Raw genomic sequence first — 13,718 nt, forward strand, 5'->3', positions numbered from 1 at the left:
GGTCAACTTCGGCCATCAGCAGGCGGAGTACCATGCCCCACCCTCGAAAGACAGGCCCACGGGTGCAGTTGGCGGTAGTGCGGGCCAAGTGGCGACTTAGTGATTGAAAATCGGATATTCCGTGATGCCCCGGTGTTACTGTACGTGCCGGTAACTCTGGCGGGTACTCGTCAGAATGGACTCGGGGGGTCACTTCGTCATGGGCGCCGTGCCCCCATGACCAAGGAACACATGCACCACAGAATCACCACCAGGCTGCTCACGACGCTGACCGCTCTGTCGCTCCCGCTCACTTCGGCCGTCGCGGCCGGCGCCCCGGCGTTCGCCGCCGAGAAGGAGCCGCCGAGTCTCATAGAGATCGCCGAGCGGGTCTCCCACTATGCGAAGTGCGACGATCTGGGTCTCGTCGAGAAGGCCGGCTGCCTCAGGGAGTTCACGCGCAAGGCGCTCATCGCCGGTGCGGGCACCGCGCTGTTCCTCTACGGGACACAGTCAGTGATGAAGGACCACGGCGCACGGTTCAAGACGCTCGACACAGAGCTGGACGCACTGGGGAAGCTGAAGCTCGCTGAGCTCAAGGATCCCTCGACAACGGCTGATCCCAAAGAACAAGAACAAATCCTGACCCAGGCGGTCAAGACCGCCAAGGCCGCGAAGCCGCATCTGACCAAGCTCGCGTCGAACGTGGCCAAGGCCGACGAGATGATGGGCACGACGAGCGACTCGCTCTATGTCCTCAGCATTCTCACCGTCGTCGTCGGCGACTACGGCTTCCCGCCGTCGAGGGATGTCAAGCCCGTCAAGGACACCACCGACTGGGGCAAGGAGCTCAGGGAGCTCAACGCGGCGTTCGACCAGATGAACAAGGGCTTCGCCCAGATGGACCGCGGCCTCAAGACGATGAACACAGGCGTCACCGAGGTCAATCAGGGGCTGGCCAAGGCCAACAAGGGGATCACCAAGGCCAATAAGGGCATGAAGGAGATGAACACCGGCATCGCCCAGGCCAACAAGGGCATGAAGGCCGCGAACAAACACGTCCCGGGGATCAAGAAGGGCGCCGAGAGGCTCAGCGAACTCCCCGACATCGGCTTCGACTTCTCCCACGTCGGCGACTCCTGGGGATCGGGCTCCTCCGGCCTGGACGAGGCCGCACAGCAGCGCCGGATGTCCCTCTTCCTGGACCTGGTGCCTGGCATCGGCGACGGCAAGGGCATCGTGGAGGCGCTGACCGGCAAGGACCTGGCCACCGGTGAGAAGCTCAGCGGCCTTGAGCGGGCGTCCGGTTCGCTCGCCGTCCTTCGCTGGCTCAAGGTCGGCGGCAAGGTCGGCGCCAAGGCCCTGACCGCGGACGACGTCCGCAAGGCCCGTAAGGGCGGGAGCATCGGCGCCACCTGCGCGGGCAACAGCTTCCTGCCCGGCACTCCCGTGCTCATGGCCGGCGGTACCGCCGTCCCCATCGAGCAGGTAAGGGAGGGCGACGAGGTCCTGTCCACCGACCCGGGCACCGGACACACCGAGGGACAGCCCGTCACCGACCTCATCGTCGGCAGCGGCGAGAAGAACCTCGTCAAGGTCGGCGTGGACGTCGACGGCGACAGCGGGGACCGGACCGCCTCGGTCACCGCGACGGACCAGCACCCCTTCTGGACCGGCAGCCTCGACCAGTGGACCAACGCGGCCGACCTCGCGCCCGGGATGACGCTGCGGACCGCATCGGGCGTACCCGCCCGAGTCGACGCGGTCACCTCGTGGAGGGCCCGGCCCCAGGAGGTCCGCAACCTCACCGTGGCCGGCACGCACACGTACTACGTGCTGGCGGGCGGCACCCCTGTCCTGGTGCACAACGCCGCCCCGTGCCGGCTCATCACGTCAGCGATCGGCAAGGACTCGCTCCTGGCGAAGGCGGCGCACCAGGCCGGCAGGAACCAAGCGGTCCAGCGTGACCTGGACGGGCTCTTCGAGCAGCTGTCCCGTGGAAACATGAACCCGGGACTCGGCAGCAAGGCTCTGGCGGGAACCGACATCACGTACGCCCGCGGCCGGAACGGCGGGCGCCTCTTCTTCCGGAACGTGGACGGCGGCGTCGAGATCGTCGGCAAGGCCGACAAGGGCAACGAGTCCAAGGTGATTGCGAGGCTGAAGCAGCTCTATGGAAAGTGACCCGCAGTACGTCGTCGAGGACGACCGGTTCTCGGCTCTCTTCATGCTGGGGGCCGACGACCGCGCCGAGGACGTCGAGAACGTCGACGTCGAGCTCCGCCTGCCCGACGGAACGAGGTGGAGTGCCACCTTCATGACGCTCCGCGAGATCGCCGAGGTCATGGACCGCTGGAAGCAGACGGGCGAATGCGCGGGCGGCGCGTTCTTCCAGTGCCCCGACCTCGTCATCGTCCCGACCGGAGGGGTCGACGCGATGATGGCTTCCCTTCGCGGAATCATGGACGCCGGCGGCCCGGAGGGAATCCTGCCCGGACTGGACTGAGCGGCAGGGCGCCGGAGGCCACTCGGTGAGGCGGGCGGGGCCTCCGGCGCAGGTCCCGTCCGCCTCACAGGTAGGCGCGCGGTCCCGTCGGCCTCACAGATAAGCGCGCGCCTGGAGCCCGTACATCTGCGCGTAGAGGCTGCCCCGCGCCAGCAATTCCTCGTGAGTGCCCGTCTCGGCGACCCGTCCGTGGTCGAGTACGACGATGAGGTCGGCGCCGCGCACGGTCGAGAAGCGGTGTGAGACCAGCAGCGTGACCGTGTCCGGACGGCCGCCGTCCGGCCGGGGTCGGCGCGCGGCCTCGATGTAGCGCTCGAAGATGACGTGCTCGGTCTCCGCGTCCAGGGACGCGGTCGGCTCGTCCAGGATGCGCAGGAGCGGGTCCTGCCGCATCAGGGCACGTGCGAGCGCCAGCTTCTGCCACTGGCCCGTCGACAGGTCGGTCCCGTGCTCCCAGCGGCTGCCCAGCTGGGATTCCAGACCGTTCGGCAGCGTGCCGGGCAGGTCGGTGGCCCCGGCCCGGCCGAGAGCGCCGACGACCGCCCACGGGTCGGCGATCCGCGACAGCTCCCCGACGCCGACCGTCTCGCGGAGGACGAACTCGAAGCGTACGAAGTCCTCGAAGGCGGCGCCGAGACGCTCGCGCCACTGCTCCGGGCCCAGGGCGTCGAGACTCACCCCGTCGACCGTGATCCGGCCCAGCGTCGGCTCGTACATCCGGCACAACAGCTTGACCAGGGTGGTCTTTCCGGAGCCGTTCTCGCCGACCAGGGCCACCACTCCCCCGGCCGGGAGCCGCAGATCGACGTCTCGCAGCGCGGTCGCCGACGTGCCGGGATAGCGGAAGGTCAGCCCCTCCACGGCGATGCCCTGCCGCAGCATCGACGGCACGGCAGCCCGAGCGGTGCCCGAGGCCGTGGTGGGGGAAGCTGCGGTCACGGCGGGCGCCGGATTCGCCCGTTCCGCGTAGGTCCGCAGCCAGCGCAACCGCTCGGCGCTCTGCAGGAGTTCGACGACGGCCCCCGTGGCCTGCACGAGTCCGCCGACATGACCGGTGAACCGCCCGGCCAGGACGACGGTGAGCAGTACCGCGCCCAGGCTGGTGTGACCGGTCACCGCGAGATGCACGACGAAGGCGACCGCGCCGATCAGGCCGAGCGAGTTGAGCAGTCCCGCCGCGCAGCCGACCGCGGCGAACCGCCACTGTGCCCGGCTCGCGACGCCGTCCGCGCGGCCGCGCAACTCGCCCACCCTGGACCACAGTTCGGGCCCCGCCTCGAAGATGCGCAGTTCCTTGCCCGCCTCCGGTGAGGTGGCAAGGCGGGCGAGGCGCGCGGCGAGCCGGTAGTCGGCCGCCGTCGCCTCTTGGGCGCGGGCGATGACGCCGCGCGCGGAGATCTGCAGGCGCAGGGCGAGTGCCCCGATGAGCGGCAGCACCAGCAGGGCGGGGTGGACGGTGGCCAGGAGCGCGGCGGTGACCAGGAAGCCGCCGAGCTGTTCGAGCAGGTTGAGCACCCAGTTGAGCAGCGCTCCCATGGCCAGGGTGCGGTCACGCAGCAGGTGGAGCCGGTCCTGGAACGCGGGCGACTCCTGGTGGCGGAGCCCGGGGATACCCGCGGCGATGCGGGCCAGCAACCGGTCGAAGGCGAAGCCCACGCGCTCGCTGAGCCCGATCCTGGCCCCGATGGCCGCCAGTTCGACCGCCTCCCACACCCCGAGGCTCACCACCAGCAGGAGCGCCGCCGTCAACGTGGACTCCAGCAGCTCCTGTTGTGCACCTTCGGCCATGGACCGCAGCCACAGGGCCTGGAGGGCCGCGAGTCCGGCCGCGGCGGGCACGAGCAGCAGCCCTAGCACGGCGAGTTTCCACGACTCCCGGAAGGACTCGGCGACCAGGGTGCGCAACGCGTCGAGCACGCTGCGCCCACCGCGTTCGGACAGCTGAGGAGGGTCGCCGCCGCCTGGGTCGTCCGGCAGCTCGTCCTCCGGCCGGGGCGACGCCACCGATGCCACCGGCGGCAACCCCACGGGTGGGCAGGCAGGACCACGATCGTCCCGGGCGCCGGCACCAGCCCCGGCACCCGCCCCGTCTCCATCACCGGATTCCGCGTCATCGTCGACGAATCGCTCCGCCTGCAACCGGTACATCCGGGCGTACTTGCCGCCGAGCGCCATCAACGCGTCGTGCGTGCCGCTCTCCACGATCCGCCCGCCGTCCATGACGTGGATGAGGCCGACCCTGCGTACGCCTGAGAAGCGGTGCGAGACCAGGACCGTGGTGGCTCCCCCGCTGACCGTGAGGAACCGGTCGAAGAAGTCGGCCTCCGCCCGCGCGTCGAGATGTGCGGTGGGCTCGTCGAGGACGAGCACGGCGCCCGAGCGTGCGGCCAGGAGCGCACGGGCGATCGCGACCCGCTGCCACTGACCGGCGGACAGGTCGGCACCGCCCGCGAACTGCCGGGAGAGCACGGTGTCCCAGCCCGCCCTGAGACCGCGGGGCAGCTCACCGCCGTCGGCAAGTTCCAGGGCGCGCTCCAGGGCGCCCGGGTCACCCCCGATGTCCGGGGCGCCCATCGCCACGTTGTCGCGCAGCGTCAGCGGATACTTCACGAAGTCCTGGAAGACGACGGAGATTCCTCGGCGCCACTGCCGCACTCCGTACTCCCGCACGTCCGCGCCGTCCGCCGTGATGCGCCCGGCATCCGGCTCGTACAGCCGCGCGAGAAGCTTGATCAGCGTCGTCTTGCCGCAGCCGTTCGCCCCGACGATCGCCACGGAGGCCCCGGCCGGGATCTCCAGATCGAGCCCGCGCAGGACGGGCTTGTCCGTGCCGGGATAGGTGAAGTCCACGGATTCGAAGGCGATGCGGCCGTGGGCTGCCGGAGCCCGGCCGTTGCTGTGACCGTTGCGGGGCAGCCTCTGTCCGTCGGCGCGCGAACCGCCCCGGTCGCCCTCCCGATCTCCGCCCTGGTCACCGCCAGCAGGGCTCTGCACGTCGCCCCGACCCCTGCTGTCGGCCATCCCCCGCAACTCCAGCGCGACGAGCGACCTCAGCCCCAGCAGCGCGTCACGCACCATGAGGTCGTCGTCGCCGACCCAGCCGAGCGCGGGCAGCGCGAGCGCCGCCTGGGCGCTGATCACGAGCTGGGTGAGCCCGAGGTCGCCGCGCGCGGCGGCGAAGGCCGCGTACCCCAGGACCACGCCTTCCGCGAGGACCACGAACGCGACGGCCCCGTAGGCGCGCCGCGCGGCCTTCCCTCGGGTGGCCCAGACCGTGGCCATGCCCGACTGCCAGACGGCCGTCATCCGGTCGGCGAGCCAGTCACCGAGCCCGAAGACGCGTATCTCCTTGGCGGGCTCGGGATCCACGGCAAGCGACCGCAGATAGCCCGCCCTTCGGATCACGGCGCTCGCCGACTCCATGCTGCCGTGCACCTGGCGCGACAGACGCAGGTAGGAGCGGTAGGTCAGCACCGCCGCGAGCCCGAGCAGCACAGGCGCCCACCAGGCGAGCGGCGCCAACAGGACGAGCAGACCGATCCCTTCGAGCCTCGGGCGCACGATCTCGGGCAGCAGGGACGCGAGTTGGTCCGGCCGGGTGCCTTGCTCGGTGGCCAGGCGCAGGGTGTCGGCGTAGCCCGGCTCTTCGAGGTGTCCGATGCCGTCCGGGCCGGTCCCGGCCGCGATGGCCCGGTCCTCCACCACGCCGGCGGCACGCAGCCGCAGTACCGCCGCGAGCCCGCTGTCCAAGGCGCGCAGTCCCGTGCGTACGAGGGTCAGCGCGCCGAAGGCGATCAGGGCGACCAGTGCGCGCCGGGCGGCGGCCGACCCGGCGCCCGCATCGACGGCGCCGGGCAGCTCGCCCACCAGCTGCCCGGTCGCGACCACGATGAGCGGGCCGGTGAGCGCCCCGCAGACCACGGTCACGGCGAGTGCGACAGTGTGCCGGGGCCCGGCTCGCCACAGCAGCCGCACTGCTGCCGTCCATTCCTGCCACGTACGCATTCCGGCCTCCCGAGCCGCGCGCCACCGCTGGGAGCTCGATGCTCACAGAGGAGCCGGGTGGCCGGGGGACGGTCCCGGTCGCGACCGGACGCCGCCGGTCGCGCGCCGAGCCATGCTGCGAGGCCGACAGCCCGCAGAGGCGGCGCACGGGCGGCGGCTCAGCTTCCGGCGAGGCCCAGCCGGCCTGCGTTGACGCCGGCCTGGAAGCGCGAGTCGGCCGCCAGAGCCGTCATCAGTTCGGCGACCCGCCTGCGGTAGGTCCGCACGGACATGCCGACTCTGCGCGCGCCCACGGCATCGGTGAGACCGGCCGCGAGCGCCTGGAGCACGGCGAACGAGTCGGCGTCCAGGCCCTCGGTCTCGCGCCGCAGGTAGTCCGCGAGAGGGGTGCCTGCGTCCCACGTGGCGCACATCAGGGCGTGGACGCCGGCGACGAGGGCCGGTGCGGTCGTGATCGTGAACTCGCGGCCTCGGGCGCCACTGCGCCCGGCGAGGATCATCACCCGGCGGTCGATGATGATCGTCTCGTGCGGCAGTGTCGCGGCCCGGACGCGCACCTGGCCGCCGGCGGCCTCGATGTCGAACAGGTGCAACCGCTGTCCCTCGTCGGCCAGTACGGCAGGTGTGTAGAGCTTGCGTACGACCATGCCGTCGGCGGCCCGGGGGCGCAGGCGACGCACGATCGTCTCCCTGGCCTCGGGACGCGTCCAGGTGTGCAGGTCGTTGGCGGCGCAGAAGAACTCCCGCGTCGTCTCGCCGAAGAGCTGGGCGGTCAGCGCGGCCAGCTGCCTCTCGCCGTGCACTGTCTGCGTGGTGTGGTCGGTCACCCTCCCAGTCTTGCTCACGCTCGTGGCAAAACGTTGCCATCCGGTCTGCGATCGGGCCTCACGGGGCGAGGGTGGGGACATGACCACACAGATCACGGCCGCAGCGAGCGGCCAGTTCATGCTGGGCGGCGACCGCCGCGTCAACCGCCTGGGCTTCGGCGCGATGCGCCTGGCGGCAGGCACGTTCACCGGGCCGGCACGCGACCCGCAGACCGGTGTCGCGGTCCTGCGGCAGGCGGTCGAGGCAGGCGTCGACCACATCGACACGGCCGGTTTCTACGCCCGGGGCGAGGTGAGCGCCAACGACCTGATCCGTACGGCTCTCGCGCCCTACTCGGCCGAGCTGTTGATCGCCACCAAGGTCGGCCCGCTGCGTGGCGCGGACGGCATGCCCACCGGCCAGGCCGGCCCCGAGCAGCTGCGCGGTCTGGTGACCGAGGATCTGCGCGCTCTCGGTCTCGACCGCCTCGACCTCGTCTACCTGCGGGTCGGGGGCATGAGCGAGCCGGGCGGCGAGAGCGTGGCCGACCGGTTCGCGGCCCTGGCGGAACTGCGCGACGAGGGTCTGATCCGCCACCTGGGCGTCAGCAACGTCGATGCGGCGCAGCTGGACGAGGCGCGGGGCATCGCACCGGTCGTCGCGGTGCAGAACCAGTACCACGTGCACCATCCCGATGACGCCGCCGTGCTGGCGCGCTGCGAGGAGCACGGCATCGCCTACGTGCCGTTCTTTCCTCTCGGCGGCGGCTTCGACCCGATCGAGCACGGCCGCCTCGCGCAGGTGGCCAAGAGGCACGAGGCGACCACCGCACAGGTGGCCCTCGCCTGGTTGCTCGCGAACTCACCGAACATGCTGGCCATCCCCGGCACCGGCTCACCCGACCACCTCGCCGAGAACCTCGCCGCGGCCGGACTGCGTCTGGACGCCGCCGACCTCGCAGAACTGACCGGCTGACCGACTGACCGACTGAAGTGTTTACGGAGCGCTGCGGCCGGTGGCCTGTCGACTCACGGCGAGGTCACCGGCTAGCGCTTGTGCAGGCACGGGGAATCACCCCGCAGCTTCCTGCCGCTTTCTCAGCGCCTCGGCGAGCGCCGCGCGGATCGCGCCGGGCAGCGGCTCGCCCTCCGTCGTGGCGATCAGCTCTTCGGCCACTGCCCGCAGTTTGGTGTTGGAGTTCTGCGACACCTCGACCAGAATCCCCCACGCCTCATCCGCGGTACACGGGCCCAGCGACATCAGCATGCCCCGCGCCTGATCTATGGCGGGATGGGACTCCAAGGCGCGATGCAGGTCGTTCACCTCGGTGCGCAACGCCTTGATCTCGGCAACCTCTTCCGCGCAATTATCATCGGGAGCCTGTTGCCCGAGCGCGCGATGGGGGCTCAGTGCCGGTGTGTTGAGGGAGTCCGATGAGGAAGCCACCTGCTCTGCCTCTCGTCTACTCACGCCGCCTCTGTCGGGCCGGCAGGACCGCTGATGAGGTGAGCATCGCAGATCCCACACATTCGTGGCCAGAGTTTGTTGTTTCCGTGCACGCGGCAGCGCCGGTGGCTGTCTGTCCCAACCGACCGGCGCCTACGTCGCACAGCGCTGTGCCTTCGCTGTGATCGAGTAGCCATCTCCGTTGATCTCAAACAGGTGCAGTGCCCATTGGCCACTCGAACGGGCACTGCTTGTCCGCTTGTTCGCGTGTTCGACTACCCCTGGTGCCGCACCGATTTCGGGCGTAGACCACCTCAACAGCACCCCTACGGCCAGGGGTGCACGCTAGCGTCGCGGCAACGCACTGTTTGGCGGGAGGGGCAGGGATGCGGCGCTCGGCCGGGCATTACGCGCTGCTGCGACACGTGGCTGACATGCAGCGCACAACTGATGGATGGGCCACGGCAGGGCCCGGACTTGATGAACGCGCCACGGGCCCCCTGGTGAGGCTCGGGCTGCTCCGGGCGGCACCCTGCGAGGATCAGGCTGGACTGCCCGCGAAGGCCGGTCGGACGGCCGCGTGGGCGGTGCAATTGACGGACGACGGGTGGGATGCGCTCCTCTACGCACAGGTGCGGGCTGCTCCGCCGACCGCCGAGGCCCCCTCGCCCGGACTGCAGCAGGTGGGCCTGCGCCGCTCGGAGCTGGACACCCTCAGGCGGTTCCTCGCGCTGCGCGGACGCCTCCGGCACGCCCCCGCGCCGGGTCTGGAGTCGGCTGTGGACGCGGCCCGCTTCAACGCGGCGTCCAACCGATGGGTCGTGTACGTGAGCGGTGAGCAGATGGAGTCGATGGCGCGCGCGTTCTTCCTGGAGCGGCTCGGCGGCTCGGCGGCGCCCGCCAACCGGTTCGCCCGCGTGTACGGGGTGAGCTATGAGCCGCCTCCTCATGACGCCGGAGCCACTGCGACCTGCGGGTGACGGGTGGCGGGAGGCGGGAGGCGGGAGGCGGGAGGCGGGAGGCGGGTGGCGGGAGTGCACCGGTCCGCGATCTATAAGCTGCGCGTGTGGCCAGTACAGAGGATTCAGCGTCCAGCGGCAGCGCGGCATCGGCTCCGGCCCCGGCGTCGACAGATCTGCAGTCGTTCGCGGTGCAGCTGCGGCGCATGAACGGCGAGATCAACCGGCTGATCCACGGCTTCGCCGCCGGTCACGACCTGCACGCGACCGATGTCCAGGCCCTGGCGGCCATTCTGGACTCGGACAGTCCGCTCACTCCCGGGCGGCTGCGCGACCATCTGGGGCTGACCTCGGGTGCCGTCACCGCCTGCCTGGACCGCCTTGAACGGGCCGGACACATCCGCCGGTCGCGGGACAGCGAGGACCGCCGGGTGGTGCATCTGCACTACGCACCCGGAGCCAAGTCGGCCGCACGCACCTTCTTCCAGCCCCTGGCCGCCGCGACGGAGAACGCTCGCGTGCGGTTCAGCGAGGACGAACTAGGCGTGGTGGTGCGCTTCTTGGCGGCCATGAACGAGGAGCTCTCCGAGCTGCGAGGGCGTCAGCGCTAGGTACGCCCCGCCGGGCACCCGTGACGGACGAGATGCTTCAATCATTGAGATGCTTATCCATTGAGGTATCGAGTCCGCAAGGAGATCCATGTCCACAGGTACGCGCGTGGCACGCTGGCTTGCCCCCGTCGTCCTGCTCGTCGCCTGGCTCGGCATCGGCGGAACGCTCGGGCCGTACGCCGGGAAGCTCGGCGAGGTCGCCACCAACGATCAGTCCGCCTTCCTCCCGCAGAACGCCGAGTCCACGCAAGTCATCGACGCACAGCGGAAGTTCCGGCAGGAGGAGACCCTCCCCGCGATCGTCGTCTGGACCGCGGACGGCGACACGGGGGCCGACGGGATCGACCAGGCCCAGAAGAGCGCCGCCACCCGGGCGCTGGCTTCCCTGAGTGACGTGTCAGGGGTCGCCGGTCCGGCATCCCCGGCCTTGCCGTCCAAGGACGGCAAGGCGTTGCAAGGTGTCGTCCAACTGCGGCCCGACCTCGGCGAGGAACTGGAAGGCACCCTGGCAGAGGTCAGGGACGCCGCGGCCCGGGTGCCAGGGACGGATGCCCAGGTGGCCGGTCCCGCGGCCAGTCAGGCCGACCTGTCGGACGCCTTCGGGGGCATCGACGGCCTGCTCCTCGGGGTTGCCCTGATCACCGTCCTGGTGATTCTGCTGCTCGTCTACCGCAGCCTGCTGCTTCCGCTGGTCATCATCCTCGGAGTCGTCTTCTCCCTGGGACTCGCCTGCGGAATCGTCTACGTACTGGCCGACCACGACATCGTCCGGGTCGACGGCCAGGTCCAGGGCATCCTGTCCATCCTGGTCATCGGCGCCGCGACCGACTACGCGCTGCTGCTCACCGCGCGCTTCCGTGAGGAACTGGCCGCCGGCCGCGACAGGGTCACCGCCATGCGGGCGGCTCTGCGCCGTTCACTCGGCCCCATCGTCGCAAGCGGCGCCACGGTCGCGCTCGGCCTGCTCGCCCTGCTCCTGAGCGACCTCACCAACAACCGCGCGCTCGGGCCCGTCGGCGCCATCGGCATCGCCTGCGCCGTCCTGAGCACGCTGACCTTCCTGCCCGCGGTCCTGATCCTCCTGGGGCGTACGGCGTACTGGCCCGCCAAGCCCAAGCCGGCCACGGAGAAATCCGCGGGGCAGGGCGTGTGGACCAAGATCGCCTCGCTCGTCGACCGGGCGCCGCGCAAGGTCTGGGCGAGCACTCTCCTGGGCCTGCTCATCTGCACTGCCTTCGCCCCCACGCTCAGCTCCAAGGGCGTGCCCCTGGACGAGATCTTCGTCAACGACGCTCCCTCGGTGGCCGCACAGCAGACGCTCGGCAGGCACTTCCCCGGAGGCTCGGGCAATCCTGCCGTCGTGATCGCGGATGCGGACCGGGCCGAGCAGGTCACGGCCGCCGTCGAACGCACCGACGGGCTGTCCGCCGCCGCGGCCGTGAGCGCGTCCGGCCGGCCGGTTGCGGGCGGGGCGGGCGCGGGTGAACTGCTGGTCGTCGACGGCCGCGTACGCATCGACGCCACCCTGCGGGACGCCGCCGACAGTGACGCGGCGAAGGACACCGTGGCGCGGCTGCGCGACGCCGTCCACGCCGTGAACGGGGCCGACGGGCTGGTCGGCGGCTACACCGCGCAGCAGTACGACACGCAGCGGACCGCCGAGGACGACCGCCTGCTCATCGTCCCGGTGGTCCTCGCGATCATCCTGGTCATCCTGATCGGACTGCTCAGGTCGCTGCTCATGCCGGTCCTGCTGGTCGCGACGGTCGCGCTCAACTTCCTTGCCACTCTGGGGGTTTCAGCCCTGGTCTTCCAGCACGTACTGGGATTCAGCGGCACGGACTCCTCCGTACCGCTCTACGGATTCGTCTTCCTGGTGGCCCTCGGCGTGGACTACAACATCTTCCTGATGTCCCGGGTCCGCGAGGAATCACTGCGCCACGGGCCGCGCGAAGGGGTGTTGCGCGGGCTGACCGCGACCGGAGGCGTCATCACCTCGGCCGGGGTCGTCCTCGCGGCGACCTTCGCGGCGCTCGGCATCATCCCGCTGGCCTTCCTCGTCCAGATCGCGTTCATCGTCGCCTTCGGCGTCCTGCTGGACACCCTGGTCGTACGGTCGCTCCTGGTGCCGGCCCTGGTGCGCGACATCGGCCCGGCGGCGTGGTGGCCGGGTGTCCTCAGCCGCGGCCCCGACTCCCCGCAGCCGGGGCAGTCAGCGGCCGGCTGAGGAACCTGGGCAGGCCGCATCGGGTCAGGTGCCCGCCGTCACCGGCGAGTCGGTCCTGTCACCCACCGAATCCTGCGTCGCGGACTTCGGGATGGGCCGGTCATGGCGCAGCGCGGACCACACCTTGTGCGATGCCTTGTCCAGCGGCAGAACCCGTCCCGAGTCCTGGGCGTCGTAGGTGACCGGCATGGTGACCATGTTGGTGCGGTCGGGGCTGATGCCCTTCAGCTCCTTGGCCAGACCGAGGAGCTTGTCCGCGGAGGCCAGTTCGGAGTCCGCGCTGATGGTCTTGGTCGCGGTGTCCGCCAGGTCGTAGGACTTGGCGGGGCTGCCCAGCGGGTCCACGGTGTCGGCGCGGTGGATCAGCGCCTTGATGAACGCCTGCTGGAGCTGGATGCGGCCCAGGTCGCTGCCGTCGCCCACGCCGTGCCGGGTGCGCACGAGCTCAAGTGCCTGCTTGCCCTTGAGCGTGTGCTTGCCCGCGCTCAGGGCGAGGCCGCTGTTGGGGTCGTGTATCGCCTTGCGGGTGGTGATGTCCACGCCGCCGAGCTCGTCGATGAGCTTCTGGAATCCCTTGAAGTCGACTTCGAGGTAGTGGTCCATGCGGACGCCCGACATCTTCTCGACCGTCTTCACGGTGCACGCCGGTCCGCCCACTTGGTAGGACGAGTTGAACATGGCCTGCTGCGCGCCGGCCGCCTCGCCGCCGTGCGGCTTCGCGCACTGGGGCCGCTCGACCATCGTGTCGCGCGGGATGCTGACGACCGAAGCCCTCTTGTGGGTCTTGTCGACGTGCAGGACCATCGCCGTGTCGGCGCGCGCTCCACTGACGCCGCTGCCGAACTTGCCGTGGGTTCCCGCCCGGGAGTCGGACCCGAGCAGGAGGATGTTCATCGAGCCGTTCTTCTGCTGGCTCGGCCGGTCGTGCCCGAGGGCGGCGTTCACGTCCGTGCCCTGGATGTTGCCGTTGAGGTGCTGCCAGGCGTAGGCCACACCGCCTCCGCCGATCAGGACCACTCCCAGGGCGCCCCATGCGACGTAGCGCAGAGTCTTCTTCCGCGGCTTGCGCCGGGAGCGCCTTACACGCGCGGGCCCGTAGGCGGGCGCTGCGGGGCCGTCGGCCATGTGCGCCTGCTGCTCGTCACCGCTCTCGTGCGGCATGCGCTGCCCCTTTTCGT

At 70.6% G+C, this 13,718-nt stretch carries 10 protein-coding genes; 6 read left to right on the forward strand and 4 right to left on the reverse strand.

Annotation, left to right across the window (positions count from 1 at the left end):
• The first annotated feature begins 231 nt into the window (after window positions 1-231).
• Together M4V62_RS01170 and M4V62_RS01175 are read left to right on the forward strand one after the other, a co-directional pair.
• Window positions 232-2,163: a pre-toxin TG domain-containing protein gene (locus M4V62_RS01170; RefSeq protein WP_249585291.1), complete on the forward strand. Its 1,932-nt coding sequence runs from the start codon at window positions 232-234 to the stop codon at window positions 2,161-2,163.
• Complete coding sequence (locus M4V62_RS01175; RefSeq protein ID WP_249585292.1) at window positions 2,153-2,485, forward strand: hypothetical protein; 333 nt, start codon at window positions 2,153-2,155, stop codon at window positions 2,483-2,485. The genes M4V62_RS01170 and M4V62_RS01175 overlap by 11 nt, the downstream gene beginning before the upstream one ends.
• A 93-nt stretch (window positions 2,486-2,578) precedes the next feature.
• On the opposite strand, the gene M4V62_RS01180 is transcribed toward M4V62_RS01175, so the two are convergent.
• A complete protein-coding gene (locus M4V62_RS01180; RefSeq protein ID WP_249585293.1) occupies window positions 2,579-6,490 on the reverse strand; it encodes an ATP-binding cassette domain-containing protein in 3,912 nt (1,303 codons plus the stop codon).
• A gap of 158 nt (window positions 6,491-6,648) precedes the next feature.
• Window positions 6,649-7,317, reverse strand: a complete 669-nt coding sequence (locus M4V62_RS01185; protein ID WP_249585294.1) for a helix-turn-helix transcriptional regulator — start codon at window positions 7,315-7,317, stop codon at window positions 6,649-6,651.
• 79 nt (window positions 7,318-7,396) lie between these two features.
• Between M4V62_RS01185 and M4V62_RS01190 the strand changes: the two genes are divergently transcribed.
• The gene (locus tag M4V62_RS01190; protein ID WP_249585295.1) at window positions 7,397-8,272 is read left to right on the forward strand and encodes an oxidoreductase; all 876 of its coding nucleotides are present in this window, start codon (window positions 7,397-7,399) and stop codon (window positions 8,270-8,272) included.
• 96 nt (window positions 8,273-8,368) lie between these two features.
• Here M4V62_RS01190 and M4V62_RS01195 read toward each other — a convergent pair whose 3' ends face one another.
• Window positions 8,369-8,767, reverse strand: coding sequence for an ANTAR domain-containing protein (locus tag M4V62_RS01195; RefSeq protein ID WP_249585296.1), 399 nt, complete (start codon window positions 8,765-8,767; stop codon window positions 8,369-8,371).
• Between the two features lie 410 nt (window positions 8,768-9,177).
• On the opposite strand from M4V62_RS01195, the gene M4V62_RS01200 reads away from it, so the two are divergent.
• The 3 genes from M4V62_RS01200 (at window position 9,178) to M4V62_RS01210 (ending at window position 12,540) form a co-directional block, all read left to right on the forward strand.
• A complete protein-coding gene (locus M4V62_RS01200) occupies window positions 9,178-9,723 on the forward strand; it encodes a DUF6417 family protein (RefSeq protein ID WP_249592654.1) in 546 nt (181 codons plus the stop codon).
• A gap of 86 nt (window positions 9,724-9,809) precedes the next feature.
• On the forward strand, window positions 9,810-10,313 hold the full coding sequence (locus M4V62_RS01205; protein WP_249585297.1) for a MarR family winged helix-turn-helix transcriptional regulator: 504 nt from the start codon (window positions 9,810-9,812) through the stop codon (window positions 10,311-10,313).
• Between the two features lie 88 nt (window positions 10,314-10,401).
• Complete coding sequence (locus M4V62_RS01210) at window positions 10,402-12,540, forward strand: MMPL family transporter (protein ID WP_249585298.1); 2,139 nt, start codon at window positions 10,402-10,404, stop codon at window positions 12,538-12,540.
• Between the two features lie 24 nt (window positions 12,541-12,564).
• Here M4V62_RS01210 and M4V62_RS01215 read toward each other — a convergent pair whose 3' ends face one another.
• Window positions 12,565-13,701 carry an LCP family protein gene (locus M4V62_RS01215; protein ID WP_249585299.1) on the reverse strand — a complete coding sequence of 379 codons (1,137 nt, stop codon included), beginning with the start codon at window positions 13,699-13,701 and terminating at the stop codon, window positions 12,565-12,567.
• Window positions 13,702-13,718: the final 17 nt, after the last annotated feature.

Source organism: Streptomyces durmitorensis, from assembly GCF_023498005.1.
Lineage (GTDB): Bacteria > Actinomycetota > Actinomycetes > Streptomycetales > Streptomycetaceae > Streptomyces > Streptomyces durmitorensis.

Excerpts from the sequence above, each read along its gene's own strand:
- M4V62_RS01170 (WP_249585291.1), top strand. The coding sequence starts at position 232 with ATGCACCACAGAATCACCACCAGGCTGCTCACGACGCTGACCGCTCTG.
- M4V62_RS01175 (WP_249585292.1), top strand. The coding sequence starts at position 2,153 with ATGGAAAGTGACCCGCAGTACGTCGTCGAGGACGACCGGTTCTCGGCT.
- M4V62_RS01180 (WP_249585293.1), bottom strand. The coding sequence starts at position 6,490 with ATGCGTACGTGGCAGGAATGGACGGCAGCAGTGCGGCTGCTGTGGCGA.
- M4V62_RS01190 (WP_249585295.1), top strand. The coding sequence starts at position 7,397 with ATGACCACACAGATCACGGCCGCAGCGAGCGGCCAGTTCATGCTGGGC.
- M4V62_RS01200 (WP_249592654.1), top strand. The coding sequence starts at position 9,178 with ATGCAGCGCACAACTGATGGATGGGCCACGGCAGGGCCCGGACTTGAT.
- M4V62_RS01210 (WP_249585298.1), top strand. The coding sequence starts at position 10,402 with ATGTCCACAGGTACGCGCGTGGCACGCTGGCTTGCCCCCGTCGTCCTG.
- M4V62_RS01215 (WP_249585299.1), bottom strand. The coding sequence starts at position 13,701 with ATGCCGCACGAGAGCGGTGACGAGCAGCAGGCGCACATGGCCGACGGC.